Origin of the sequence: Flavobacterium sp. XGLA_31 (genome assembly GCF_051547105.1) — a bacterium.
Classification (GTDB): Bacteria; Bacteroidota; Bacteroidia; order Flavobacteriales; family Flavobacteriaceae; genus Flavobacterium.
On sequence record NZ_JBPTTM010000002.1, the window covers coordinates 362,067 to 386,620 of the forward strand.

Here is a 24,554-nt window from a genome sequence, read left to right on the forward strand (position 1 = left end):
TTGTAATTAACAGTTTATATTATCTTCCACCAAAGATACTACTTCCAATCCGAACCATCGTACTTCCGCACTCGATAGCAATCGGGTAATCTCCGCTCATTCCCATCGAAAGAGTGGTTAGCTGCAGGTTGTCGCTGGTAAATTGTTGGCAATGGTCAAAAATAGATTTTAAATGCTGAAATTCGCGTTTGATTTGGAGTTGGTTATTTGTAAATGTCGCCATCCCCATTAAACCAATCACTTTGATATTAGCCATTGCCTTAAATTCTTCAGAATTAAGTAGATCTTTCAGTTCATTTTCGTCTAATCCAAATTTGGTTTCCTCTTCAGCTATATGAATCTGAAGTAAACAATGGATGTTCTTTCTCCAACGCACCGCCTGACGGTTGATTTCTTTCAATAATTTCAAACTGTCTACTCCGTGAATAAGCTTCACGTAAGGAATCATGTATTTTACCTTATTGGATTGCACATGACCGATCATGTGCCATTCAATATCCTTTGGCAATTGCTGCCACTTTTCGGTCATTTCCTGTATTTTGTTTTCTCCAAAGATTCGCTGCCCCGCTTCGTAAGCTTCCATTAAATCAGCTACCGGTTTGGTTTTAGAAACCGCCACAAGCGTAACGTGTGGTGGGAGGGAGGATTTTATATCAAGGAGCTTTTCTTTTATTGACATTTTAATTTTTTTCAAATTGGCATTTCTCCAAATTACAATTCATATACCATTAAACCGCTTCTGAATTTGGGTTCAATGTAAGTGCTTTTAGGAGGCATGATTAAATTGTTATCGGCCAAAGCCTTAATTTCATTGATGTCAGAAGCATAAAGCATAAAACCTACTTCAAACTCTCCTTCATCTACTAATTCTTTTATAGTAGCTACCGATTGTTTTCCGGGGATGTATTCAATGCGTTCATCATTGCGTAAATCTTCAATCCCTAATAAAGGTAGTAATACCGTGTCATATAAAATCTGAGCATCGAGATTCCCCAACATACTCTCAGACATTCCTTGTTGTTTGTAGAACAAAGCATAAAAATGACCATCGAGATACATACCGAATTCAAATTTGCTTTGAGGTTTCCACAATTCCTGTTCTTTGTCTTTGATAATGAAATGTTCCGATAATTTCTCAAGGAAGTCTTCACGGCTAAAACCATTCAAATCTCTTATGATACGGTTGTATTCATAAATTTTGACATTGCTTTCGGCTATGAGAAAACTCATAAAATAGTTAAGGTTTTCGTTGCCCAAATGCTTGTCTTCATCATACAGCAATTCTGCCGAAGCCGAGCGATGATGTCCGTCTGCAATATACAACTCGGGAATGTCTTCAAACTGTTGGGTCAACCAATGAATTTCTTCTGCGGATTCAACTTTCCAAAGCTGATGTTTTTCTTTATTGGTCGTTGAATAATTGTAGACCGGTTGATCTTTCTTTTTTTTAGCTATCCATTCATTAATCTGAATATTATCGGGATAGGTAATCAAGACTGGCTCGGTGTTAAATCCGGTTTGGTGTAAGTAATCCTTAAAGTATTCTACACGATATTGCAGTGTATCTTCGTGTTTTTTGATACGATTGTTTTTGTAATCTTCAATTGATGTCCCGGCGACTATACCTGTAAAAATTTCTGTTTTGGTCTGAATCTCATATAAAAAATAAACAGGTTGGTCTTCCGTCATAAAAACACCATCATCTTTGAAATCCTGATATTTATGGGCTACTCCTTTAAACCGCTTATCCAGGGTAATTTTCTGCGAATACATGTAAGCCGGATGGATGACGTGCAAAAAGGAATACGGATTAAAACTCAGCCAGGCGGCAAGCTCGGCAGAACTGTAATCATCATAATTGCGACAAGTAACCAAAGCCACTTTATCTGGGGTAGGACGTACTGCTTTGAAAGGAATTATTTTTGCCATTGGAAGATTAAATAACAGACAATAACCAAAAGATGTAAACTTAAGATTAAATGCTAGTAATTTTTACGAGTTAAATTGTTTTGAAACTTTTTCTGCTTTTTTACTTTCAGCATAATCATAGAATCCTTCTCCTGATTTTACTCCCAGCTTTCCTGCCATAACCATGTTAACTAAGAGTGGGCAAGGTGCATATTTCGGGTTTTTGAAACCATCGTACATTACGTTTAATATAGAAAGACAAACGTCCAGTCCGATGAAGTCTGCTAGCTGTAACGGCCCCATAGGATGAGCCATCCCCAGCTTCATTACGGTATCAATTTCATATACACCGGCTACACCGTTATATAATGTTTCAATGGCTTCGTTAATCATTGGCATCAATATTCTGTTAGCCACAAAACCGGGGTAGTCATTAACTTCAGTTGGTGTTTTTCCTAATTTTACAGACAAATCCATAATGATTTTAGTCACTTCATCTGAGGTAGAATAGCCTCTGATGATTTCAACTAATTTCATAATCGGCACAGGATTCATAAAGTGCATTCCAATTACTCTTTCGGGATGTACCACTTGGGCTGCGATTTGCGTAATGGAAATAGAGGACGTATTAGTAGCTAAAATGACATTATGATTACAGATTTCGCTGAGTTGTTTGAAGATGTTGAGTTTCAAACTGACATTCTCAGTAGCCGCTTCCACAACTAAATCAGTTCCAACTACACCGTCTTTCATATCGGTATAGGTGATAATATTAGAAATCGTTTGGTGTTTATCTTCTTCAGAAATGGTTCCTTTGGTTACCATTCGATCAAGATTAGCTGCTATAGTAGCCATTCCTTTTTCCAGTGATTTTTCAGAGATGTCAATTAATTTTACGGTAAATCCGCTTTGTGCAAAAGTGTGAGCAATTCCGTTGCCCATAGTTCCTGCGCCTATTACAGCAATTGTTTTCATTCTATTGATTTAGGTTATTATTGTTTGTTCATTGAATCGATAATCATATAGGCAACTCTCAGGGCTTCGGTGCCGTCTACAAGAGTTACTATAGGATTTGTATTGTTTGTTATAGCATCGGCAAAGGTTTCCAACTCATCTAAAATGGCGTTATTGTTGTGTATTTCGGGGTTGTTGAAATAAATTTGTTTGCGATCACCTTCTGCATTTTGAAGAATCATATCAAAGTCACCCGGAACTTCCGGAGCCTCTTTCATTTTTACTACTTCACAGGTTTTGTCTAAATAATCTACAGAGATGTAAGCATCCTTTTGAAAAAAGCGGGATTTACGCATGTTCTTCATAGAGATTCTACTGGAAGTAATATTAGCCACACAGCCATTTTCAAATTCAATACGGGCATTGGCAATATCAGGAGATTGACTCAAAACTGAAACGCCGCTGGCATGTACTGCTTTAACTTTGGATTTAACGACACTCAGTATGGCATCAATATCGTGTATCATTAAATCCAATACCACCGGAACATCGGTACCGCGCGGATTGAACTCAGCCAAACGATGCGTTTCAATAAACATTGGGTTTTCGATTTGATCTTTAACAGCAATGAATGCCGGATTAAAACGTTCTACATGACCCACTTGTCCTTTGACATTGTATTCTTTAGCCAATGCTATAATTTCTTCAGCTTCTTCTACAGTAGTAGCAATAGGCTTCTCAATGAATACATGTTTCCCTGATTTGATGGAAACTTTAGCACATTTATAATGCGAAAGTGTAGGGGTTACAATGTCAATAACATCAACAGCGTGAATTAATTTGGCAATGGTATCAAATCTTTTGTATCCAAACTCAGTTGCTATTTTTTCTGCGTATTCCGGGTTTTCGTCATAAAACCCTACTAGTTCATATTTTTCAGATTGTTGTAATAATCGTAAGTGTATTTTTCCGAGGTGACCGGCACCTAAAACGCCAACTTTAAGCATAAAATAAAATTTTACCAAAAATAAGATAATTGTTCCGAGTTTTAGGTTTCAAGTTTAAAGTTTTTTTGGAATTTGTTATTTGTTTTTTGGATTTTTTCCGTCTATTTTTACCAAAATTAATCACTACCCAAATTGAAAGATACTGCCAAACATCAAGGACTCAGAAACCAACTTGCTAAGCAATTAGAAGAGAAAGGAATTACAGATAAACACGTTTTAGAAGCCATTCGGAAAATCCCGAGACATCTGTTTTTGAATTCGGGTTTTGAGGATTTTGCTTATCAGGACAAGGCTTTTCCTATTGCGGCCGGACAAACTATTTCCCAACCCTATACAGTGGCATTTCAAACGCAGTTACTTCAGGTAAAAAAAGACCACAAAGTGTTGGAGATTGGCACAGGTTCCGGATATCAAACAGCCGTTTTGGTGACTATGGGAGCCAAAGTCTATTCTGTTGAACGACAAAACGAATTGTTCAAAATTACCTCTGCATTGTTACCAAAACTGGGAATTCGTCCTAAACATTTATCCTTTGGTGACGGATACAAAGGACTGGAAAATTTTGCTCCTTTTGACAGCATCATAGTAACAGCAGGAGCTCCAATAATTCCGAAACCATTAATGGCCCAGCTGAAAATAGGAGGAAGACTCGTGATTCCGTTGGGTGAGAATGAACAAATTATGACTTTGTTGATTCGCAAGAATGAAACTCAATTTGAAAAACATGAATTTGGGGAATTCCGTTTTGTTCCTTTATTGGAAAATAAAAATTAGTATCTTACCCTACAGATAATAACACCTGAATTTGTATGAAAAAAATCATTACTTTTTGTCTTTTTATTTCCCAATTCGCTTTAGCTCAGAATACAGAAACCAAGGTCTGGAAATTATTACTGAGCAACAAAAGAACAGAAGCCAGAAAACTGTTTGATCAAGAACTGAAATCAAAAAAAAATAAAACTATTGACCTTTTTCTGTTAGACAACTTTATTGATTTGGAAAGCGGCAAGAGTGATTATGATGAAACTTTTGTCAAAACACTGGCAACTTTTCCGGAGAGTGGTTTTTATTACTGCCCGTTGGTAAAAAGACAATTTATCTTGGATGAAATTCAAACGGTAGGTTTTAACGACAACACCTATAAAAAAATAGATGCTTTAGCACAGTTAGCCGCTTTTAAAGACAATCCTCAGGTTATTTACTATAAGGCCATAGCTGACAGAAACCGAAAAGATTATACAGGTTATGCCAATGCAATTAAACAATTGCATTCCATTATGGATTGGCAATTGTGTGGTCCGTTTGAAAATCTGAATGACAGCGGTATTGATATTGAATACGAGCCCGAAGCTTATCCGAAAAACGACAAATCTTTTGATGCGAACAGCAATGGAGTAGTGGGATGGTACAATCCTGGAATCATTCAAAACGAAGGGTATCAAACGTTTTCTAATGAAGACGAATATGGCAATGCCATAATGTATTCTCAGGTTTTTGTAGACAATCCAAATGATCAGGAAGTGATTTTTAATTTTGGTATGAGTGCTTCTATGAAAATATTTGTAAATGATGTGGAAGTTTATGTTAATACCTTAAACCGAGTTTCGGATTTAAATGCTTATAAAATCAAACTATTGTTGCCAAAAGGCATGAACCGTATTTTGATGAAAACCGCCATTTCGAAAGCAAACAGTTATTTTTTCCTTGCTCTAACCGATACGCAGAACAAACCTATTACGAATCTGACTTATTACAACACTTATAAAGAGTATACAAAATCTACTTTGTCATCACTTCAGGTAGAAGAACAGACACCTGATTATGAGGCATATTTTAGCAATAAAGTTAAAGCAGACCCGGGAAATGTACTGAATAAGATTTTGCTTTTTGACTGCTATATTCATAACAAAAAAGTAGAGTTAGCCCAAGATATTATTGAAGATTTAGACCGACAATATCCGAACAGTTCAATGATAAAAATTCGTTTGGCCAAATACTATAACTTCAAAGATGACAATCAAAAGTTGGATGAAGTAAAGAAAAACATAGAAGTTCAGGATCCTGATTACTATTTTACTTTGGTTAACAAAGCACAAGACAGCGATTGGATTTCTTCTGTGAGTATTGCAGAACTTGAAAAATACAGAGACCGGGCTAAAAAGTTAAATTCTCCTATGGTTGGACTGTTGTATGATTTTTTCATCAATGCACGAAATTCAAATATGGAAGCAATGATTAGCAATCTGGATGACTTATTTGCCAAGTCAAACAACAGCGAATTTTATCTTACCAGTTTAGCTCCGCTTTATGACAGTTTGGAAAAGAAAAAGGAAAAAACGATTGCTTTACTCGAAGGATTATTAGATAAAAAAGAAAATTTTACCGCACTGGCCAAGTTAATTGGGTATTACCGTGATGCCAACCGAAAAGAAGATGTGAAGCGACTGTTTTTGGAAAGAAAGAAAAACTATCCTTATTTCAATGGAGTAGCTTCGGACTACATCAGCATTTTAATTGAAGAGAAAAAGTATACTGAAGCTTTGGAAGAAATTAATAATGCATTGGCAAACTTCCCTTATTCGTTTTATTTATTAGAACAAAAAGGTCAGGTTTACAATTATATGAATAATGTAAAAGAAGCCGAAAAATACATGCGTCAATCCTTGACACACAATTCAGAAAACAGTTCATTGCGAAAACAATTATACGACATTACCAAGACGCCCGATGAAATTGAAGAAATCGATATCAAAGACAAATATAAAATCATCAAAGAGCGCAGACATTCGGATATGAAAAGTGATTATGGTGTCGTGACACTTTTGGACGAATATATCGTAAATATTCTGCCGGAAGGAGGACGGAAATCAAAAATCGCTTTAGCATATGAAATCACTACCGAAAACGGTATTGAGGAAATGAAAGAATACAAATTGAATACATACTCCATCACATTACAAAAATCTGAAATTGTAAAAGAAGACGGAAGTTTGGTTCCTGCCGATGAGGGCGATGGAACCTTGGTATTTCCTAACCTGAAAGTAGGGGATGTGGTTTATATAGAATACGAATCCTTCAGCAATTCGTACGGCCGATTCTACAAAGATTTCAATTTGGATTGTTATTTCAACAGTACGTTTCCAACGGTAGAATCTATTTTTGCCATCATCAATCCATCGGATATTAAATATAATTTTAAATTCAGCAATGGCGATATTACACCTACGGTTAAAAAAATCAACAACAAAACATGCACCATCTGGAAACGTTCCAAAATTCCGGCGTTGGCCCTACTAGAACCCAACTCTAAGAACTATAATGATTTGACCAACTCTATCAACGTAAGTTCAATCAAAGACTGGAAAGAGATATCTAACTGGTATGCTGATTTAGTTAAAAAAACCTTGAAATTGGACAAAGTGACCAAAAGTACTTTTGAAGGGATTTTTCCAAATGGAGTGGCTGGCATGACGCAAGATGCCATTGCCAAAAAAATATATACATATATAGAAGAAAACATTAAATATAGCTCACAGGATTTCAGACAAAGCGGCTATGTACCGCAAAAACCATCTAAAACCATTACTACTAAATTAGGCGATTGTAAAGATGTGTCGACGCTTTTTGTGGCTCTGGCTCAATTGGCGAATATGAAAGCCAATTTGGTTTTGGTATCTACCAACGACAACAGTTCGCAATTGATGTCGCTGCCGTCTAAAGAATTCAATCATTGTATTGTGAAAACAATCATAGACGGAAAAGAGGTTTTCCTGGAACTGACTGATAAATACTTACCTTATAAAGCATTACCGATGTCTTTGTATAAAGCCAATGCTTTGGTAATCTCTTTTGATAAAAACGAAAATGAGAAGTCCTCTTTAATCAATATTCCGTTTGATAATGCTGTGAAAAATGAAGTCATTACCAACAGCGTGGTCGATTTGGGTGATAAAGACATCAAACTCATCAATACCCAAAAGATTATAGGGGCCAATAAATCGTATTTCAATGAATTATTTTCGACGGCGACTTCTGAAGATGTCAGAAAAAAGGAATTGGAAGAAGATTACAACAACAAACTGAAAAAAAGTTTAAAACTTGAAAACGCCAAACTTATTACCAACAATGCCTTTGATGACAGTATTGAGTTTCAAACGCAATTGTCAGTCAATGAAAAAATCAAAAGCGTAGGAAACCTTAAAATCGTGGATTTGCCTTTTATTGATAAAGTATATACCCGTGATATCGTAGCCAAGGAAACCCGTAATTATGATATTAAATACATTACTTATGAGAACAATTACAATTATAACTCAACAATTGTAATGAATATTCCGGCTGATAAAAAGTTTACTGAAATCCCGGAAAACAAAAACTACACCTATAAAAACCACAGTTATTCTATCAGTTTTGAATTGGTAAAACCTAATTCGCTTAAAGTAACTCGAGTTGTAAGCACCCCATGGGACAACATCACTGCTGCAGAGTACCCGGATTATAAAAAATATGTTGAAGAAGTAATCGCCAACGAAGAACAGGTTGTAGGCTTCAAATAAAAATGAAAATCCACCTCAGGGTGGATTTTTTATTTTAAAATGATTTCTTGATTCGGTCTAAATCCCGTTTGGTATCTTGTTCCTTAAGCGATTCTCGTTTGTCATACGTTTTCTTTCCTCGGCAAAGCCCTATGTCTAGCTTGGCCAGTCCTTTTTCATTAGTAAACAATTTCAATGGAATAATTGTTAAACCTTTGGTATCGAAGGCTCTTTCCAGCTTTTTTAATTCTCTTTTGTTCAATAATAGTTTACGCTCACTTTTGGCTTTGTGATTGAACTGGTTACCATAAAGATATTCATCAATTTGGGTATTGATGGCAAACAACTCACCATTGTGAAATTCACAAAATCCTTCCGTTATATTGGCTTTACCCAAACGAATCGACTTGATTTCTGTACCGGTTAAAACGATGCCGGCCGTATAGGTTTCAATTATTTCATAATCAAACTTAGCCCGCTTGTTCAGTATGTTTATTGTTTTTAACATAGGATGGCAAATGTATAAATTATTGAGCTTATTCGATATGAAATTAGCAATAAAAAAAATAGTCAAACTATGATTTATATCAGTTTTTGGGCCAAATGTTCACGGTACTTTTGAAGTGTAATTTTAAACCAATAATCAAAATGAAAAAATTATTATTAGCAGCAGGAATTGTATTAATGACGTTTACTGCTCAAGCACAAGAAAAAAGTCAAGGCCTAAAAGGAGCGTGGTTTGCCACTTCACAAATTGGCTATCAACAATCAAAATCAGGAGATGTTAAAAGTACTAACGTAATGGTGTTACCAATTGTGGGGACCTTTGTTACTCCTACAGTAGCCGTTGGAGCTGGTATTGGTTACCTTAACATCAAAGCCGATAATGCCGACGTAGGCGGAAATACCGTTGACTTAAACTCTAAGCTCTACGTTATCCAACCTTTGGCACGTAAATATTGGAATGTAGCCGGGAATTTCTATTTCTTCGGCCAGTTAGCCACACCAATTATAACCGGTAAAGAAGAAACTACCAACTTAAAAATCTCTCAATTTGGTGCTACTATGTCGGGTGGGGTTGATTTCTTTGTTACTAAAAACTTCTCTGTTGAGTTCTCATATAATTTGGTGAATTTCAGCCAAACAACATTAAAACCGGACGGTGGCGAAAAAACAACGATTACAGATTTTTCAGTTGCTCATGTGGCCAATGTAGAATCAGCCTACAACAATGCATTGTATGGAAGTGGAGGAAGTTTGACCACTCCGTTATCATTCGGATTTAAATTCGTGTTTTAATTTATAGTTAATGGTTAGTATTCGGGAAACCGAATCTGGAGGACCGTCATTCTTGATTGAATGGCGGTTTTTTTGTATATATTTGTTTATGCAAAATAAAGCTTCAAATAATCCGCTTCACGGGATTACACTTAAAATGATGCTCGAAGATCTGGAAGCATTTTACGGTTTTGATACTTTGGGTGAATTGATAAAAATAAGATGTTTCAACAGCAATCCGAGCATTAAGTCTAGTTTGACATTTTTAAGAAAAACCGAATGGGCGAGAAAGCAAGTAGAAGAATTGTACATTCGAACATTGCCCAAACTGAACAAAGAATAGCTATTCTTTAAAATTTCTACGCAACAAGGAGTAGATTACAGTATCCCAAAATTTTCCATCCCACAATTCATTTTCCAGAATATGTGCCTCTTTTACAAAGCCATTCTTTAATAACACTTTTTCGGAAGCAATATTGTCCGGATCGATTACGGCTTCTACAGAGTGAAGATTCATTTGTTCAAAACCATATTTCACTACTGCTTTGATAGCCTCCGTGATGTAACCTTTACCGTAAGTTTCCGGCAACGACATATAACCAATTTCAGCGCGATGATTTTCCGGTTGGATGCGGTAATGGCCTATGATACCAATAATTTTAAGATTCCCTTTAATGGTGATTCCCCAATTAATTCCGGTGTTGTCTTCAATTTTTTCATTAATCATTGCAATATGCTGCAAGGCATCTTCCTTGGTTTTAGCCAATGGACGGGGAATATATTTCATGGTTTCCGAATTACCCCGAAGTGCCAGTATTTCATCAACATCATTTTCATCTATCCGACGTAACAATAAACGCTTGGTTTCTAAATTTTGAAAAGGGTGGAAGTTGATGGTCAGCATATTATTTTTTATGTAAATGTATTGCAATTTTCAATTGGGTATAGAGGGATATTCTAAATTTTATGTAACAATATTAAGTACCAATCATTTGAAATTACTAAAAAACATATTGAAATTTAAACAGTTATGTTTTATTTATTTTCAAAAAAACTTGTTTAGAAAAAATATTTTACTACTTTTATTCTGCCCATTAATCTATTTTTAATTTAATCCTACTTAGTATGAAGCCAAATTTCGAAACTATTGAAAAGGAAAAAATACACCTTCTTTCCTTTCCGCAATCTGATGTTTTAGAATCTTTTGAAGAAATGCAACAACGGCATTCTGACTTAAATCGCGCGCTGGCGTTGGGAAACTTAGAACATTCTAAAATCAGAATCTATTTTGAAGACAACCAGTCTAAAAAAGTTGTTGAAACGACGGTTTGGGCCGTCACCGATCAACGGGTTATTCTCAAACAGGGTCATTCAATACCTATTAACCGAATTTATAAATCGGCATAAAATCAAAAGCACTCTAGGAAGTGCTTTTTGTATTTGTGTTTTTTACTTTTTTTAGTAGTAAGGGAAAAATAAATATTTATTTGTTTCCCCTTTTTGAATTTGATGGAATTTATGTGTCTTTACCGATAACAGTCATTCATAATTTCTAGCTTAACACTCATCGAAGCGTTTTTTTAGTTTTGTAAGCAGACAAGGTAATCATGTTGAAATATAATATAAGTAAGAATAATACATGTATAAACAATAAAACAATGCATTTCATCGATTTTATTTGTATTTAAACGTTGTTTTAGCCTAATATTGTCAAACCAAATCAAACAATACGTTCTGTCATTATTAATCCGATAAAGTGTTTGCCCCACATCTACTTTATTCAAAAAACTTAACCTACTACTATGAAAGCAAAAATGTTCAGAGCATTATTGCCGATAGCAATTGTGCTCACTATGGTATCTTGTTCTTCTGATTCTTCAGAAAGTACTACAGCTGACAACAAACTTGTAACGACCTACAATTACAACGACACCGAGTTGCAGTTGGTAACCCTCATCAACAATTATCGTCAAAGCATCGGTTTAAACACCTTGCAGGTAATCAATCACATCTCTTACAAATCAGAAGAGCACAATGAATACATGATTGATAACAAAGTGGTGAACCATGATTATTTTTACGATCGTTCCGAGAACTTAATCGAAGTATTAGGAGCCGAGAAAGTAGGAGAGAACATTGCTTACAATTACTTAACCGCCGAAAGTGCTTTTAATGCCTGGCTGAACAGTCCGACACACAAAGCCAACATTGAAGGAGACTTTACCCATTTCGGAATCTCCGTTACCACCGATCCAGCTACTGGAAGAAAATATTACACGAACATGTTTATTAAAAAGAAATAATAACCATGCGTACAAAGAGAAAATAATAGTTTGATTATTGTTTTGTTTGATTTTGACAGATCTAGAAAAACCCGCTATCCAGCGGGTTTTTTGTTTTATTTAAAACCCAACCTGGTTTTGAGTTTCAAGAACAATAAAGCTATGGCATAAGCATCATCTGAAGCTGAATTCTTTTCGTTTTCAGGCACTTTATAATGCTTAATCAAATCGTTCAAAGAAAAAGATTTGGTTACATCCAGTAATTTTTGATGCATAATTTCAATATCCAGCGCTTCGTTTTTTAATCGGCCACATTCCATTTTTTCAAGTGCTTCATTAATCATTTCTATATCAAAATGAATGCGGTGACCCACTAAAACAGCATTGCCTATGTATTCTACTAAAGCTTGAACTGCTTGGTATTCGGCTAATTTGGTCAACTTACTTTCAATCAAAAATTCATTAGACAATCCATTGTCATGCAAGTACTTGTATTGCAAAATAACCACTTCAAAATTGTCTCCGATTTTGATTACATCATTAACCACTCCAATGGCTCCGAAAGATAGTATAACATCTTTTTTAGGATTCAAACCGGTGGTTTCAGTACTTAGAATAACATAACGATTGGATTTGGTTTCAAATTTGGCCAAATATAACTTCCAAAATTCCGGGTATTCTTTACTGATATTTTTAATCCAATCTAACATATCTAAGAAAATTGGGTCAATCTGAATTTATCTTTTATTAATTCTTCAAGCTCACGCATAGGAGCTAAGGCATTTTTTAATTTTTCTTTATCTGCTTTGGTTAGCTCATCAACATTGATATAATCTCCGGTACTATCGTTTTTTAAGCCTTCTAAAGTTCTGAATTTTGACAAAACCAAAAATGCGTCGGCACAGCTCAAATAGATTTCAGAAAATTTTGGATCTACCATTGCCAATTGCTTGAATCGAAGATAAGTATTGTTGATTCCTCTTAAATTCATACTTATGGCAAAGAGTCGAGCACCATCTACCAAAGGCATTATGGCTCTGTTTTTAATATCAAATTTTCCTTTATGCTCTCCTTCTTCTTCTAAATTAAATTTCTTGAAAAAATTCAGCGGAGGGTTTTTGCGAAGTGTATCATTACCTAAATAATCAAAGAAAAGTGTATTGCTTTTCACATCTTTAAAGATAACATCCGTAATGGCATCTTCCAACTTTCCTTCACCAAATGCAATCTCATAATCAAAGAAAATGCTGCTGATTTCATTCGATTTCTCACCTGGTGTTTTCATCCAATTGTTATACTGCTTAATCCAGTCTGTCAGCGATTTACACCACAACATATTACTAGCCATGTGCCCATTAGGACAATAACTGTATCCTACTTTTTCCAATATTGCCGTAGCTCTTTTGGAGAGTTTTAAGAAATAATCTTTAACATCTCTATACTTTTCTACAGCAACATCTTCAAAGACCAAAATACTGTCTTGGTCAGTCAGTAATAGTTGTTCTTTTCTTCCTTGACTTCCGATACTTAACCAAGCAAAACGGGCAGGAGGAGAACCTAAATCCAAAATTGCGAGCTCTACAGATCGTTTTACAATCGCAGTAATGATTTCACCCGAAATATTATAAATATGAGGCAGAGGGATGTTTTTGGCTATTGAGGTTTGAATTAAATCTGTTAATTTTTCACGGACTTGTTTTAATTCTTTAGGAGTAAGCGAACGTTTGATTTCCTTTATTAAAACTCCTGGGTTGTTGGCTTGAGCAACGATTAAATCATGCTCTGATATAATTCCTTTAACATCCGATTTATCCGAACCATCAATTGTGACACACAAATGACTTACATTGTGTTTGAGTAATAAAAGCTGTGCTTCAGCCACAGAAACATTTTCAGGAACTGTAATCACTGGTGAGGACATTATTTTATCAACCGTATATGATATCGGAATTCTTCCGGTTCCAATTTTACTTCTGAAATCGGTATCAGTAATGATTCCGATAGGGAAGTTCTGTTCCGTAATCAAAACACTGTCAATTAAATTTTCAGTCATCAGTTGGGCAGCATCTTTAATAATGGTTCCTGCGGTTACTTTTACTGGAGTTTTATTATAGGCTAATGATTGAAAATACTGAATTTCATTAGTTTGGTGTTCAGTGTAAACATTATCAGTAATCAATTTACCTCGGTTTTCCTTATCGAAAGGATTTCTTGTGTTAGTTGCAAAACTTTCCAACAAGAAATCGAGTACTTGTTGATTTTGAGCTACAAACGGTTTGAATGTATTAATCGGAATAGCATAAACAATACTGTCTTCTCGCGCTTTAGCAGTCATCATGTAGTTGTTCTTAGCGAAAAAGGGACGCAAACCAAATACATCGCCGGCATAACATTTATTTAGTAATGTCTCTTCAGCGTCCGCCACAACGTTCAAGTTGATAACTCCGGAAGCTACTACATAAAAACTATCATGCAGTTTATCGTCAATTTGAAATAAAATTTTATGCTTATCTAAATTCACGACGCTAATGCTGGTAGCAACCTGAATCAATTCATCATAAGTTAAATGATTGAACGGCGGATATTCTTTTAAAAAGTTAGCAATATTTTCTGCGATTGAATTACTCATGTTATTTTGAAAAAAATGAAAAATACATTGACAAAAATACTAAAGGTTTAGGCAACAAGTAGGTAATTGTTAAAAACATTTTAAAACTAAATGGAACGGAGATCTTCTTTGTTTTAAATATTTTTTATTTTACATAATATAAATTATGGTGCTAAACAATTGGCGAAAATCTTTGATAATCAACATTTTAATACTTTGAAGTACAAACAAGCGCAGCGCCTCGATAATGATACGTATTCCGTATGCGGAAAACGTATCATTGTACAACAAAAACAAGGTTCTAAAATCGATAAAACATTGAAGCATTCAAAGGGATTATCAGAAGTTTACCGTACTCTATACTTCAAAATGCGTAACGTTGCCAAAGGCAACTATACACTACAAGAAACAAGGGAAAAACGCAAACCTCGTATTCAGTTCTGTGGCTACTCCGTACACTCAAACGATAATAGCCCTATAACCCTCAAAAAGACGGTTGATAATTCATTTTATTTTGAGGGTGTTGCTTCTTGTGGTTCTTTTTGGCGTTGTCCCGTTTGTGCGGTAAAAATCGCTGAACAGCGTAAAAAGGTTATTGAAACTTTGGTACAAAGTCATTTTAACAGCGGTGCTAAATTGGGTTTCATCACTTTAACGGTACGACATAAGCGTACACAAAGACTTACCGAAAATCTCGATAAAATTTTAGGAAACTATCGAGCGTTTCAAAATACAAAGTTCTTTCAAAATATGCGTGCCAATTCAGGTTATATAGGTCAAGTAAAAACCTTAGAAGTAACTTTCACAAAACAAGGCGGTTGGCACCCTCATTTACATTTATTGTACTTCTATGATAAAAATTCCGATGTAAAGGAAATAGAAGCAATGCAAAAGAGATTATTATCCAAATGGGCAAAATATCAAACTAAACAATACGGTAAAAATAACGCTTTGGTAAAGTCACAAAATCAACAAATAGTTGATACTCAAAAGAAAATTGCCGGCTATATGGTTAAATATGATATTGCCTCAGAAATGACTTCTTTCACTTCTAAAACTTCAAAATCCTATGATGGTTTAACTCCTTTTACTGCTTTGGGTAAATTAGCGGTAAATGATTATAAAGATGTAAACGAAAAACATCTTTTAAAAGGTATTTACTCTGAATTTGTCGAAACAATGCAAGGTAAACACTATATAAGTGTTTCAAATTCCCTCAAATTGATGTACTCCAATGAGTTAAAAGACCTCCAAAAAACTGATGAGGAAATAGTAAACGAACAACAAAAGGACTCTACTCCTGAATTAAGAATCTCTCTCAATGTATGGCGTAAAGTTTCCAAAAATGATTTGCAACCATTGATAATAAACAAGTTTGCTCAGTTCGGTTTAGACGGGGTTTACAATCTTCTTACTTATTTCAAAGACTTTCAAAACATCGATATTATTTATGATAAATATGATGTACCAATTATAGTTTAATTAAAAAATATAAAATTATGACTGACCAACAAGCAAAGCAAGAATACGACCGTTTAAAGGCTTTAGAGGAAAAACTTTTTTACATACGTGGTGAAGAAGCTGACAAACTTTATTTTAAATTAAAAGGTCTTATTTCTGCTTCATTAACTATTTTCAATTTACAAAAGCAATTTTATACTGCTGATATTGAAAAATTTATTAAAGAAAATAAAAAATAAACTTAAAAAATTAATAAAATGTTACAAAGCGAAATTAAAAGAATTACTATCGATGTAGAACCAAACGGAGTACATCAGATTTCAATGGTTGACAATTTCAACCAAACAACTGAAAGCAATTTTTCAACACGTAATTATTTACTTAACATGGTTGTAAAAGTGTTGATCTATTTAATCAATAAATACTTAATTAAAAATTGATATTATGGCAATAGTAAAATTATATCAGGATAATAAAAAAGAATGGCGCATTCAAATTAAATCCGATAACGGTAAAATAATTTTTGCATCTTCTGAGGGTTATATTAATCAATCAGATTGTGTAGCAAATTTAGTTTCAGTTTCCCATATAACAACAGATATTGTTTTAAGAGGATTTGAAAACCTTGTTAAAAATCATTATGATACTCTTTAACCCCGATTTCAATCGGGTTGAAAAACCGCAGAAAAAAGAGGTTGTAAATAACGAAAAAATTTCGCTCCTACCCGATTTGAAATGTCAATCATGTGGAAATTATGAGATATCAGATTTTAATAACGCCGTCGGTCATTGCTTGCGCTTTTGTATGGTTGTCGACGGGTCAGAAGTTAACGCCAAATGTTGGCAACTTGAAAAAAGCCAATATTATAAAAATTTGTTTGAATTAGCCGAAAAACAAAAATCCAAAAAAGAAGCTATACAAGCCCAAAAAGCAAAACAATTAAATTTATTTTAATTATGTACAACGAACAAAACCCACACCAATTAATCAAGGCTAAAGACCTTTGTACGATCTTCGTTAATATGTCAATGCGCAAAGCACAAGAGTACTATACAGATATTAGGAAGCATTTTAATATTAAGGTTGTTACCTTTGGTCATGTCAAAGAATACTTTAAATTGACTTAAAATTACCATAGATTCCCCTATTTTCAAATAGGGGTTTTTTTTTATATGAAATTTGACTCAACAAAAGCAAATAAAAAAATTAAAAATATGAGAATTATTTCAGCACCTACAACAGCGTCAACAACAGCAACCGGATATACAACAAAAGGTATTTCCGCTTTTTCAATTATGGCCGGTGTAAAAGCCTCCGATTTGACCGGAGTTAAAATCAAAATTGAGGTTGTAAAACAAGCCTCTAACGGTAATATTGATGTTACCGGTGGTTTCGTTCCAATTCTTCAATTGATTTCTTTGCATCGTGGCGTCATTACTTCTGATGCTGATTACAATGTAAAGGTTGTCATTCCATTTACACCTGACGGAAAGGCATACAAGTTAAAAGAAACGGGAGAACAAATTGTAATCTCTTTAAGTGGTTTAACAGCTACTAAAACTTACATGGTTGACGGTTTCGAGGATGCACAAAGCACAAACAAATTATTTAAGTATGAAATGAAGCCTATTGCGGCCGCTGAAATTGATTACAATGTAAATACTTCAATTTACGATGTAGTATCGTTCACGGACACAAATACGGTTGCTCAAATGACTTTTCACTATCCAACCGGTCAGGCAAAGTACACTTATGACGAGTTAAAAATGTTGTCACAAACTGCTCGACCTATTGCTAATTATTCGAGTGCTTGGGCTGATTCCTTAACACAAATTACCGGCTTTTTTGCTTTGCCTATTCATTCGGTACAGAGTGTTAATGTTCAAAAGGACAATACAACAATCGTTAACTTTTACGGCAGATATATCGTACAGTCAAACGATTAATTAAAGTAAAATTTTATTCATTAGTTAGGTATATAAATGGGTTTCTTTTCTGACATTGGGGATAGTATCGGGGGCGCTCTTGGCGGTCTTGTTAATAGTGTTACTGATACTATCCACGATATCAACATTGGTGATTTAACATCAACGGTACTCAATACAATACCTGGGGGTTCTTTGATAAATAATGTTATTCAGGATGGATGGAGCGGATTTTCGTTAAATAACATAGTCCAAGCCGGAACAAATTTTCTACCTGCCGGTTCATTTGTTCAACAGGTTTTACAGAATGGTTTGAGTGGGATTTCTTTGCAAAGTATTTTGGGCGGTGCTTCTTCTTTGCTTGGTCCCGTTGGTCAGCAGTTGGTTATAAGTGCTTTGGGTACCAAAGGTCAAAACTACTCGGTTCCCTCAGTATCACAATCAACATTGCAAGCATGGTTGCAAACTGCAAAAACAATGATAGACAACGGGCAAATAACTACACAACAGCAGTTGCAAAGTTATTTTGCTTCAAAATCCATGTCAACCCCTCCACAGTTTACAAGTTATTTACAATTAAAAATACAATCGATGCAACAAACGGGATTAACAACATTACAACCATATACCGGAGCGGGTTCTCAAACCGGTACAGAAGCCTTTAAACCAACAATTTTGGAACAATTAAAAGCTAATATGCTTTGGGTCATTTTGGGGCTTGCTCTTGTTTCCTTTTTGGTTTACAAATTAGCATTTTCTAACAAACGAAAAACACGCAGATAATGCCTACTTTAAATTTAACACCTGAGCAAATTACGAATTTTTCGGCTTTTACTGAGGCAACGAATATACAACCTTCGGTTGATTCGCCTATACCTCCTTTATTGCAATATACTGCACCTACTACGGTACAAACAGTTGTTGCCCCTCAAACATCCGATACCGGCTCTTTTTTTGGAAATCTTTGGAATACTGTGCAAAGTGGGTTAGGTAATATTTTAGATACTGCCGTTCATACGGTTGTTTCCACAGTAACTAATTCAGCGGTTGAAAATGTAGCCGGACAACAAAATGTACAACAATCCTTGTCAAATTTGGGTGCAAATGTTTTACAAAATTCAGTTGCTCAATGGTTCCAAAAGAATTGGATCTATTTAGTGGGCTTTTTCTTTGCTATTTTCATAGTAATTAAGTTGGCTAATAAAAAACAAACTCAAAGACGTTATGCACGGTAAGAGTTGGTTAATTGGTACAATCGGTTTAACCGTTATCAATTTATTTGGAATGTTACCCTTTTTGGGTCTATTATATGAAGTTGTTAGGATTTTAGGTTCCATCCTTGTAACTTATTTTACCATAGTAGGTATAAAATTTAATCGGAACCGTAACAAAAATAATTAATATTTATGGCACGTTCAATTAGTACAGACCGTTTTGGTAATTCTTATCAGGTCATTGGTTGTAAACCATCAAAAAAGAATCCTGATTTCGCCGTTGGTTATGTTGAGCTTGGGGGCAAGCTTTACAAGCTTGAGCCATCCGAGGCAAACAAAGATGGTGTTTCATTTTGGGTTCGTGTAACTCATGTAAAAAAACAGAATCGACCTCAGTCGATGTAATTTTTTGAGTTATGCAAAAGATTAAAGGTATTATAAATGTTTTATCCGTTGTGGTAAAATATGGTGCGATTATCGCAATCGTTGTAAAAGGTGTTCAATCAATTATTGAAGAAATTCAGGAGTTGCCCGAATACAAAAACGATAAGTAAAATTTAAATTCTTCAATTCAATATGTCAGTACCGGCAATTTTCACAAACAAACTAACCGAAGCGCAATTAAGTTCTGTTTATAACATTGTTTCAAAACCACTTGGTATAACTCTTAATTCAATTTTGGGTGTTATGTATTTTGAAACTGCCGGTACTTTCTCTACAACTAAAACAAACCCCGTTTCGGGTGCTGTTGGCCTGATTCAGTTTACAAGGGATAAAGCCGGTGTAAATTATAAGACAATTGGAGGTTTAAAATATGATTTAGACGTAATTAAATCAATGAGTTTTGAAGAGCAACTAAACTTAGTTTATTTGTATCTCAAACCATATAAGGACAAAATCGAAAGTTATACCGATTTATATTTGGCTGTTTTCTTTCCCTTGGCTTTGGGTAAACCTGATGATTATTTGTTCCAAACAAGTAATTTAAGTGCTTCTTTGATTGCACAACAAAATCCAATTTTCGACAATAATCCTCACGATAATAAAATATACAAGCACGAAGTAACCGATTATTTCGCAAAGTATTACAAAGAAAATTTTTCACTAATCAACTTTAAAAAAAAAAGCGATATGCAAACATTAAAAAACTTCATGACTAATTCTCCGGTACTTTCTGCCGTTGTATGTATGGCTGTTGGTTTCCTAATTGGGATGTGGTATTTCAAACCAAAAAAACGTTAAAAATGGCGTTAAACAACAAAATAAATAATATTTCCACTGTCTTTGATTTTCTCAAAAAACAGTGGATTGTTGTTTTGGCAATAATTGTTTTTTTCGTTGTTGGATTGCCAATTTTACGCCGTTGGTCTCGTAACCAAACGGTTAAAAATGCAGTCAATGAAAACGACAACGCTTCTACCGAACAATATGTTAATAATCTAAATCCGGTAACCTCTCAGGTAACAGCTGATTCAATTACTAAACGAAAAGATATACAAACTGCCTCAACTGCAATAGCAAATGTCTTTCGTACTAAGTTTGATAATAACAGTTGGACTTATTATTTAAATCCAACAAATTGGTTTGAATGGGGCGAAGAGGAAGCATTTAATTACCTTATGTATCAAAGGTATAATTTTCACCTTTTGGAGCAACTATACTACTATGTTGATACACCACGCAGGAATTTAAAAAATGACTGCTTAGATTACCTTACAACCGCACAAGTACAAAAATTACAACAGTTAAATATTTTATAATATGGAACCTAGACAAGTTATACACACTTTACCTTACATTTCAGAAAGTGGTCTCATAAAGTTTATTAATTCCTATTCAGAAACAACAGATGACCCTTATTTGCATCAAAAAATCGATATTATACTTCCTGAAAAAGCATTTTTATTGCCTTGTGTTTTGTTGATTCGCAAAGGTGGTGCTGTAGATGTTCCGAACATTGAAATAAGCACCGACCATTTAAATAACAATGAGTTTACTTATTATAAGTTGTTTAAAGAGGTAAATTCTAATGCTCAATATCCAATACAGCCCTCACATTTCAGAAATGCCGGTGAAACTGTATATTTATTCGAGTTTACCCCTTAGTCATTCAATTAATAAAAGTTTTTGGATGACTTTTTTCAAAAAGTCATGACCCTACCGGAGGTGGCAATATATAAAAAAGGAAAGATTGAATTTTCACCCTTTTTGCCCCCAAAGGCGCGATTGTGCGGGGCGCACAAACAGCCCCGCGCAAATGTGGCTTTTCCGACGGATTATCTCCGTCGGTTCAAATTTTTTCTTACTTTTATCGAATAAACATAAAAATTATGAGAAAAATTTATTTACTATTATTGGTTATCCCCTTTTGCACTCTTAAATCACAAACAACTCAAGAAGAGTTTAATTATATGCAAAATGGATATTTAGAAACTATCACAAAAGGCTTGGATATCAAATCAGGCTATAAAGTGGAAAATATTTTTACCGACAATCAAGACGGTTACCAATTTGAATACAAATTATTTGAAAAGAATGATACCCCCGTTGGTGTTATTTGTCTCTCAAAATCTGTTTACGGCAATTTTTACGTTGTAGCTATTCCATTAAATAAGGATTTAACACAACAGTACTATAAATCACTTGAAAAATTTGATTGTGCTTATAAATCTGCTTATTTAAAATCAACCTCATTACTATCTGCGGTATTTCTTCAAAGCCTTGTTGAAGTATCAAAGAAACTCCCAAAAAAGTAATTTTTCACTATTTTATTTGGCTGATACAAATTAATTATTATCTTAGCATTCGGATTTGCACTCCGATAACCTAAAACCTAATAAAATGATAACAATTCACTACATTTTGGATTTTAATTAATCAGTCATAGGGTTACCACTTATTGTGGTGACCTTTTTTTTATTTCAATACATTAAAAAAATTACCGGCTTCCCGGATCTAAATTTTTTAAACTACCAAAAAAAAGGTTTAACATTAAATAAAAAAAACCGGCTCAAACGCATTTTGCACATGCTCGCCGGTTAATTAATAAAATGATGTCTACAAATATAGAAAAAAATATTCATTCAGCTTTCCATACTATAAATTATAGTTTTAATTAATCGCTTTTATAAAGTCGTTATATTGAACTGATAAATATTTCTTAAATATTGTTTTACAGTTATTTTAAGTTATTCTTCTAAAGTAAAAAATCAAAAATTTAGTTCTCTGTATTTTTTACCTATGGCCAAACTCAATTTGGTTTTATAATCTTCAATCAACCATTCTCGGTAATTTTTACTGGTTTTCCCAAGACAACTTACATACCGTTTAACACGATATTCAATATCATCTGATAATAATTTGGACAGCATTCGAGCTTCCTGTAATTCAGTGGCGTTTTCAACACACATCAATGCGTGTTGGTTTATGGATTTTTCCAATACATCTTTAGCGCGTTTATTTTGAGCAGCATTCTTCCGGAATTCATCTTCCATATCCATACTCACATCAGCTGACTTGGCAAACATTTTCCTAACGCTTTCCGGCATTACATATTTGAAGTTATTTTCAATTTCAGCATCGTCACGAAGACTTTCCAGATAATATTCCGGTGATTTAAAAATATGTTGCCAGTCCACAGGGTCATTCCACAATCCAAAACGCAGCGCATTATTTCCAAGATCAATTACTGTGAAATTATCTTTGTGTGGCAGCTTACGGGAACCCCGACCAATCATCTGAAAATAAAGCGTTAATGACTTGGTTGCCCGATTTAAAATGATGCTTTCCACGGTAGGTTCATCAAATCCGGTGGTTAATATTCCTACCGAAGTCAAAATGGCATCGGGTGTTTTTTTGAACCAATGCAAAATATCTTTTCGATCTTCGGCAGATGTTGTATTGTCAAGATGCTTTATAGGATATCCTGCTTCTTTAAATGTTTCATATACGTACAATGAAGTATTGATACCGTTATTGAAAATCAATGTTTTCTTTCCTAAAGATTTTTCAGTATAGGCATGCAATAATTTCTCCTGCATTACCATATTGGTGTACAGGTCATCAGAAGATTTTACCGTGTAATCCCCATTAATTCCGACTTTTAAAGAGGTCAGTCCCACGTCGTAACTGTACGTGGTGGCTTTGGCCAAAAAACCTTTGTCTATCAAAGACTGAATCGTGTCCCCAACAATCAATTCATCATAGTTATGATGCATTGGCAACTTAATATTAGAACTCAAAGGAGTGGCTGTAACACCCAGAATAAATGACTTTTTAAACTGGCTGAATAGTTTTCTGAACGAATTATAATGGGCCTCATCGATAATTACCAAGCCAACATTGTCAATCAATAACTTCTCATCATTCAATCGATTTTTCAAGGTTTCCACCATAGCCACAAAACAAGAATACTCATCTTGATCAGGCAGTTCCTTAATATTGCTGTTGATGATTTTGTTTTTGACATCAAAGCCTTTCAGCATTTTAGAAGTTTGCTTGCAAAGCTCAATACGATGCGTTAAAACAACAACTTTTTTATTGTGTTGCGCCAAGTAGCGTCGTACGATTTCAGAAAAAATTACTGTTTTTCCGCCACCGGTTGGCAATTGATATAGTAAATGATGATCACTCGGAGCATTATCCAGCCGGTCAAAAATTTTGTCAATATCGCCCTTTTGGTAACCGTAAAGCTCCTTTTTTTCTTCAATTTCGATACTAAAATCTTTATGAGTCATGGCGATTTGTACAATTTTGCAAAAGTACAGCTAAAAAAGAGTTATCGCACAATTTTCAGATTAATTTACAAAAAATTAATACTCCAATCGCTCAATTACGGTATTGAACTCATAGTGATTCTTCCAATTTTGGTGCATCGTTTCCTCATTTATGGCTATTACTCTATTCTGAAATTCCATCTGAATACCTTTATCAATTAAGAACAAAACCGCCTGTTGAAAAGAAGTCAGCATACTGTTAAAAAACGAATCCTGTTTTACTGTTTTTTCAAGCGTATAAGCTTGAGCGATTTCAATATTGTAAAGCATCACATCAGCTACCATAAAAGGGTCAACTCCCAGCTTTATGAAGTGCTTAAGATAGTTCTGAGCCACAGAACGGCGCATTTTAGCTTTTTTACCTTTTACCGGAAAGTATTCATTGCTAATTTTAATTTTAGCTTCACGAATTAGTTTGTCTTCATTGGGATTGAAAACAAAATCATAGTACACTTTTACATCGGAGAACTTGTCGTAAAGCTCCAAAATTTGTGCTTCCAGTTGTTCTTTACCGAGTTCGTTCAGGTATTTTTTTAAATCTCTTTTACTCATGACCAGGAATAAGCCCACAAAAGTAAAGGCTTTTTTAATGTTATTGTTTAATTT

29 protein-coding genes are annotated in these 24,554 nt (G+C 34.5%); 19 read left to right on the plus strand and 10 right to left on the minus strand.

The window, feature by feature from the left end; translation table 11 throughout:
- Positions 1-19: 19 nt before the first annotated feature.
- The 4 genes from ACSVH6_RS05605 to ACSVH6_RS05620 form a co-directional block, all read right to left on the minus strand.
- Positions 20-694, minus strand: coding sequence for a YggS family pyridoxal phosphate-dependent enzyme (locus ACSVH6_RS05605; RefSeq protein ID WP_438076397.1), 675 nt, complete (start codon positions 692-694; stop codon positions 20-22).
- Positions 695-711: 17 nt separating this feature from the next.
- On the minus strand, positions 712-1,929 hold the full coding sequence (locus ACSVH6_RS05610) for a DUF1015 domain-containing protein (RefSeq protein WP_438076399.1): 1,218 nt from the start codon (positions 1,927-1,929) through the stop codon (positions 712-714).
- A gap of 63 nt (positions 1,930-1,992) precedes the next feature.
- Positions 1,993-2,883 carry a 3-hydroxyacyl-CoA dehydrogenase family protein gene (locus ACSVH6_RS05615; RefSeq protein ID WP_438076401.1) on the minus strand — a complete coding sequence of 297 codons (891 nt, stop codon included), beginning with the start codon at positions 2,881-2,883 and terminating at the stop codon, positions 1,993-1,995.
- A gap of 17 nt (positions 2,884-2,900) precedes the next feature.
- The gene (locus ACSVH6_RS05620) at positions 2,901-3,869 is read right to left on the minus strand and encodes a Gfo/Idh/MocA family protein (protein WP_438076403.1); all 969 of its coding nucleotides are present in this window, start codon (positions 3,867-3,869) and stop codon (positions 2,901-2,903) included.
- Positions 3,870-4,001: 132 nt separating this feature from the next.
- Here ACSVH6_RS05620 and ACSVH6_RS05625 point away from each other — a divergent pair, with 132 nt between their 5' ends.
- Both ACSVH6_RS05625 and ACSVH6_RS05630 read left to right on the plus strand, forming a co-directional pair.
- A complete protein-coding gene (locus tag ACSVH6_RS05625; RefSeq protein WP_438076405.1) occupies positions 4,002-4,643 on the plus strand; it encodes a protein-L-isoaspartate(D-aspartate) O-methyltransferase in 642 nt (213 codons plus the stop codon).
- A gap of 35 nt (positions 4,644-4,678) precedes the next feature.
- Positions 4,679-8,425 (plus strand): transglutaminase domain-containing protein, encoded by a 3,747-nt coding sequence (locus ACSVH6_RS05630; protein WP_438076407.1) that lies wholly within the window; start codon positions 4,679-4,681, stop codon positions 8,423-8,425.
- 34 nt (positions 8,426-8,459) lie between these two features.
- On the opposite strand, the gene smpB is transcribed toward ACSVH6_RS05630, so the two are convergent.
- A complete protein-coding gene (gene smpB / locus ACSVH6_RS05635) occupies positions 8,460-8,912 on the minus strand; it encodes an SsrA-binding protein SmpB (RefSeq protein WP_438076409.1) in 453 nt (150 codons plus the stop codon).
- Positions 8,913-9,052: 140 nt separating this feature from the next.
- Between smpB and ACSVH6_RS05640 the strand changes: the two genes are divergently transcribed.
- Positions 9,053-9,703, plus strand: a complete 651-nt coding sequence (locus ACSVH6_RS05640) for an outer membrane protein (protein WP_438076411.1) — start codon at positions 9,053-9,055, stop codon at positions 9,701-9,703.
- 88 nt (positions 9,704-9,791) lie between these two features.
- The gene (locus ACSVH6_RS05645) at positions 9,792-10,025 is read left to right on the plus strand and encodes a VF530 family DNA-binding protein (protein WP_438076412.1); all 234 of its coding nucleotides are present in this window, start codon (positions 9,792-9,794) and stop codon (positions 10,023-10,025) included.
- On the opposite strand, the gene ACSVH6_RS05650 is transcribed toward ACSVH6_RS05645, so the two are convergent.
- Positions 10,026-10,586 carry a GNAT family N-acetyltransferase gene (locus ACSVH6_RS05650; RefSeq protein WP_438076414.1) on the minus strand — a complete coding sequence of 187 codons (561 nt, stop codon included), beginning with the start codon at positions 10,584-10,586 and terminating at the stop codon, positions 10,026-10,028.
- Between the two features lie 221 nt (positions 10,587-10,807).
- On the opposite strand from ACSVH6_RS05650, the gene ACSVH6_RS05655 reads away from it, so the two are divergent.
- A complete protein-coding gene (locus ACSVH6_RS05655) occupies positions 10,808-11,089 on the plus strand; it encodes a hypothetical protein (protein ID WP_438076416.1) in 282 nt (93 codons plus the stop codon).
- A gap of 395 nt (positions 11,090-11,484) precedes the next feature.
- Complete coding sequence (locus tag ACSVH6_RS05660; RefSeq protein WP_438076418.1) at positions 11,485-11,985, plus strand: CAP domain-containing protein; 501 nt, start codon at positions 11,485-11,487, stop codon at positions 11,983-11,985.
- Positions 11,986-12,080: 95 nt separating this feature from the next.
- Here the strand turns inward: ACSVH6_RS05660 and ACSVH6_RS05665 are convergent, their stop codons facing one another.
- On the minus strand, positions 12,081-12,674 hold the full coding sequence (locus ACSVH6_RS05665) for a 3'-5' exonuclease (RefSeq protein ID WP_438076420.1): 594 nt from the start codon (positions 12,672-12,674) through the stop codon (positions 12,081-12,083).
- 2 nt (positions 12,675-12,676) lie between these two features.
- The gene (locus ACSVH6_RS05670) at positions 12,677-14,593 is read right to left on the minus strand and encodes a DUF294 nucleotidyltransferase-like domain-containing protein (protein WP_438076422.1); all 1,917 of its coding nucleotides are present in this window, start codon (positions 14,591-14,593) and stop codon (positions 12,677-12,679) included.
- A 159-nt stretch (positions 14,594-14,752) separates the two neighbouring features.
- Between ACSVH6_RS05670 and ACSVH6_RS05675 the strand changes: the two genes are divergently transcribed.
- The 13 genes from ACSVH6_RS05675 to ACSVH6_RS05735 all read left to right on the plus strand — a co-directional run bounded on the left by ACSVH6_RS05675 (position 14,753) and on the right by ACSVH6_RS05735 (position 21,929).
- On the plus strand, positions 14,753-16,054 hold the full coding sequence (locus ACSVH6_RS05675; protein ID WP_438076424.1) for a protein rep: 1,302 nt from the start codon (positions 14,753-14,755) through the stop codon (positions 16,052-16,054).
- Between the two features lie 17 nt (positions 16,055-16,071).
- Positions 16,072-16,272, plus strand: coding sequence for a hypothetical protein (locus ACSVH6_RS05680; RefSeq protein ID WP_438076426.1), 201 nt, complete (start codon positions 16,072-16,074; stop codon positions 16,270-16,272).
- Between the two features lie 205 nt (positions 16,273-16,477).
- Positions 16,478-16,687, plus strand: a complete 210-nt coding sequence (locus tag ACSVH6_RS05685; RefSeq protein ID WP_438076428.1) for a DUF1508 domain-containing protein — start codon at positions 16,478-16,480, stop codon at positions 16,685-16,687.
- Positions 16,659-16,988: a hypothetical protein gene (locus ACSVH6_RS05690; RefSeq protein WP_438076430.1), complete on the plus strand. Its 330-nt coding sequence runs from the start codon at positions 16,659-16,661 to the stop codon at positions 16,986-16,988. The genes ACSVH6_RS05685 and ACSVH6_RS05690 overlap by 29 nt, the downstream gene beginning before the upstream one ends.
- 260 nt (positions 16,989-17,248) lie before the next feature.
- A complete protein-coding gene (locus ACSVH6_RS05695; RefSeq protein ID WP_438076432.1) occupies positions 17,249-17,980 on the plus strand; it encodes a hypothetical protein in 732 nt (243 codons plus the stop codon).
- 36 nt (positions 17,981-18,016) lie between these two features.
- The gene (locus tag ACSVH6_RS05700; RefSeq protein WP_438076434.1) at positions 18,017-18,742 is read left to right on the plus strand and encodes a hypothetical protein; all 726 of its coding nucleotides are present in this window, start codon (positions 18,017-18,019) and stop codon (positions 18,740-18,742) included.
- Positions 18,742-19,194 carry a hypothetical protein gene (locus ACSVH6_RS05705; RefSeq protein WP_438076436.1) on the plus strand — a complete coding sequence of 151 codons (453 nt, stop codon included), beginning with the start codon at positions 18,742-18,744 and terminating at the stop codon, positions 19,192-19,194. The genes ACSVH6_RS05700 and ACSVH6_RS05705 overlap by 1 nt, the downstream gene beginning before the upstream one ends.
- A 171-nt stretch (positions 19,195-19,365) precedes the next feature.
- Complete coding sequence (locus tag ACSVH6_RS05710; protein ID WP_438076438.1) at positions 19,366-19,578, plus strand: hypothetical protein; 213 nt, start codon at positions 19,366-19,368, stop codon at positions 19,576-19,578.
- Between the two features lie 11 nt (positions 19,579-19,589).
- Positions 19,590-19,727, plus strand: a complete 138-nt coding sequence (locus ACSVH6_RS05715; protein WP_438076440.1) for a hypothetical protein — start codon at positions 19,590-19,592, stop codon at positions 19,725-19,727.
- 133 nt (positions 19,728-19,860) lie between these two features.
- Entirely contained in the window at positions 19,861-20,415 is a 555-nt protein-coding gene (locus tag ACSVH6_RS05720; RefSeq protein WP_438076442.1) for a hypothetical protein, read from the plus strand.
- A 2-nt stretch (positions 20,416-20,417) separates the two neighbouring features.
- Positions 20,418-20,933, plus strand: coding sequence for a hypothetical protein (locus ACSVH6_RS05725; protein WP_438076443.1), 516 nt, complete (start codon positions 20,418-20,420; stop codon positions 20,931-20,933).
- 1 nt (position 20,934) lies between these two features.
- Positions 20,935-21,279 (plus strand): hypothetical protein, encoded by a 345-nt coding sequence (locus ACSVH6_RS05730; RefSeq protein WP_438076445.1) that lies wholly within the window; start codon positions 20,935-20,937, stop codon positions 21,277-21,279.
- Between the two features lie 224 nt (positions 21,280-21,503).
- Entirely contained in the window at positions 21,504-21,929 is a 426-nt protein-coding gene (locus ACSVH6_RS05735; RefSeq protein WP_438076447.1) for a hypothetical protein, read from the plus strand.
- 453 nt (positions 21,930-22,382) lie between these two features.
- Here ACSVH6_RS05735 and ACSVH6_RS05740 read toward each other — a convergent pair whose 3' ends face one another.
- Entirely contained in the window at positions 22,383-23,909 is a 1,527-nt protein-coding gene (locus ACSVH6_RS05740; RefSeq protein ID WP_438076449.1) for a DEAD/DEAH box helicase, read from the minus strand.
- Between the two features lie 75 nt (positions 23,910-23,984).
- Positions 23,985-24,500 (minus strand): DUF6155 family protein, encoded by a 516-nt coding sequence (locus ACSVH6_RS05745; RefSeq protein ID WP_438076729.1) that lies wholly within the window; start codon positions 24,498-24,500, stop codon positions 23,985-23,987.
- Between the last annotated feature and the right edge of the window lie 54 nt (positions 24,501-24,554).

What these genes read in the sequence shown, in the direction of transcription:
- ACSVH6_RS05670 (WP_438076422.1), bottom strand. Translation starts at nt 14,593, where the DNA reads ATGAGTAATTCAATCGCAGAAAATATTGCTAACTTTTTAAAAGAATAT.
- ACSVH6_RS05660 (WP_438076418.1), top strand. Translation starts at nt 11,485, where the DNA reads ATGAAAGCAAAAATGTTCAGAGCATTATTGCCGATAGCAATTGTGCTC.
- ACSVH6_RS05640 (WP_438076411.1), top strand. Translation starts at nt 9,053, where the DNA reads ATGAAAAAATTATTATTAGCAGCAGGAATTGTATTAATGACGTTTACT.
- ACSVH6_RS05655 (WP_438076416.1), top strand. Translation starts at nt 10,808, where the DNA reads ATGAAGCCAAATTTCGAAACTATTGAAAAGGAAAAAATACACCTTCTT.
- smpB (WP_438076409.1), bottom strand. Translation starts at nt 8,912, where the DNA reads ATGTTAAAAACAATAAACATACTGAACAAGCGGGCTAAGTTTGATTAT.
- ACSVH6_RS05735 (WP_438076447.1), top strand. Translation starts at nt 21,504, where the DNA reads ATGAGAAAAATTTATTTACTATTATTGGTTATCCCCTTTTGCACTCTT.
- ACSVH6_RS05700 (WP_438076434.1), top strand. Translation starts at nt 18,017, where the DNA reads ATGGGTTTCTTTTCTGACATTGGGGATAGTATCGGGGGCGCTCTTGGC.
- ACSVH6_RS05715 (WP_438076440.1), top strand. Translation starts at nt 19,590, where the DNA reads ATGCAAAAGATTAAAGGTATTATAAATGTTTTATCCGTTGTGGTAAAA.
- ACSVH6_RS05730 (WP_438076445.1), top strand. Translation starts at nt 20,935, where the DNA reads ATGGAACCTAGACAAGTTATACACACTTTACCTTACATTTCAGAAAGT.
- ACSVH6_RS05615 (WP_438076401.1), bottom strand. Translation starts at nt 2,883, where the DNA reads ATGAAAACAATTGCTGTAATAGGCGCAGGAACTATGGGCAACGGAATT.
- ACSVH6_RS05645 (WP_438076412.1), top strand. Translation starts at nt 9,792, where the DNA reads ATGCAAAATAAAGCTTCAAATAATCCGCTTCACGGGATTACACTTAAA.
- ACSVH6_RS05685 (WP_438076428.1), top strand. Translation starts at nt 16,478, where the DNA reads ATGGCAATAGTAAAATTATATCAGGATAATAAAAAAGAATGGCGCATT.
- ACSVH6_RS05695 (WP_438076432.1), top strand. Translation starts at nt 17,249, where the DNA reads ATGAGAATTATTTCAGCACCTACAACAGCGTCAACAACAGCAACCGGA.
- ACSVH6_RS05705 (WP_438076436.1), top strand. Translation starts at nt 18,742, where the DNA reads ATGCCTACTTTAAATTTAACACCTGAGCAAATTACGAATTTTTCGGCT.
- ACSVH6_RS05725 (WP_438076443.1), top strand. Translation starts at nt 20,418, where the DNA reads ATGGCGTTAAACAACAAAATAAATAATATTTCCACTGTCTTTGATTTT.
- ACSVH6_RS05680 (WP_438076426.1), top strand. Translation starts at nt 16,072, where the DNA reads ATGACTGACCAACAAGCAAAGCAAGAATACGACCGTTTAAAGGCTTTA.
- ACSVH6_RS05610 (WP_438076399.1), bottom strand. Translation starts at nt 1,929, where the DNA reads ATGGCAAAAATAATTCCTTTCAAAGCAGTACGTCCTACCCCAGATAAA.
- ACSVH6_RS05665 (WP_438076420.1), bottom strand. Translation starts at nt 12,674, where the DNA reads ATGTTAGATTGGATTAAAAATATCAGTAAAGAATACCCGGAATTTTGG.
- ACSVH6_RS05710 (WP_438076438.1), top strand. Translation starts at nt 19,366, where the DNA reads ATGGCACGTTCAATTAGTACAGACCGTTTTGGTAATTCTTATCAGGTC.
- ACSVH6_RS05620 (WP_438076403.1), bottom strand. Translation starts at nt 3,869, where the DNA reads ATGCTTAAAGTTGGCGTTTTAGGTGCCGGTCACCTCGGAAAAATACAC.
- ACSVH6_RS05720 (WP_438076442.1), top strand. Translation starts at nt 19,861, where the DNA reads ATGTATTTTGAAACTGCCGGTACTTTCTCTACAACTAAAACAAACCCC.
- ACSVH6_RS05740 (WP_438076449.1), bottom strand. Translation starts at nt 23,909, where the DNA reads ATGACTCATAAAGATTTTAGTATCGAAATTGAAGAAAAAAAGGAGCTT.
- ACSVH6_RS05630 (WP_438076407.1), top strand. Translation starts at nt 4,679, where the DNA reads ATGAAAAAAATCATTACTTTTTGTCTTTTTATTTCCCAATTCGCTTTA.
- ACSVH6_RS05650 (WP_438076414.1), bottom strand. Translation starts at nt 10,586, where the DNA reads ATGCTGACCATCAACTTCCACCCTTTTCAAAATTTAGAAACCAAGCGT.
- ACSVH6_RS05745 (WP_438076729.1), bottom strand. Translation starts at nt 24,500, where the DNA reads ATGAGTAAAAGAGATTTAAAAAAATACCTGAACGAACTCGGTAAAGAA.